Consider the following 397-nt stretch of genomic DNA (forward strand, 5'->3'; position numbering starts at 1 on the left):
GTCTCGGCGCGGGTGCACAGCCACGCCGCCGTGCCGGCGCCGCCGGGCAGCGGCTGCCGGGCGAACTCCCAGGCGTTGACCGCCCGTACGCCCTGCGAGCGCAGGCTCGGCAGCAGGCAGGCGGTGTGCGCCCACGCGGCGCGCTCGGCGGCGCCCGGATCACCGGACGCGGCCGGCGCGCCGCCCGTGAGCCGGGCCGGAATGAGCTCGCCGAGGTCCGTCGCCAGCCGGCCGCCCAGCTGGAGCACCGGCCAGGACCGGCAGTCGCCCGCCGCCGGGCCGGCCGTGGGGTCGGTCACCCCGTCCGCGTTCCGGCGCAGTGGCCGGGCCGGCTCCGCCGGGGCGAGGAGGTCGCGGACGGCCGCCGACGTGACCCAAGGGGCCGTCAGAAAGCGCA

Annotated in this window: 1 pseudogene; it reads right to left on the bottom strand. The window is 80.6% G+C overall.

What is annotated here, in order from left to right:
- Window positions 1-397 (bottom strand): annotated as a pseudogene (locus tag JNW98_RS35760) (hypothetical protein); the annotation flags it as partial.

The organism is Streptomyces huiliensis (assembly GCF_020037025.1).
In the GTDB taxonomy this organism is placed as follows: domain Bacteria; phylum Actinomycetota; class Actinomycetes; order Streptomycetales; family Streptomycetaceae; genus Streptomyces; species Streptomyces huiliensis.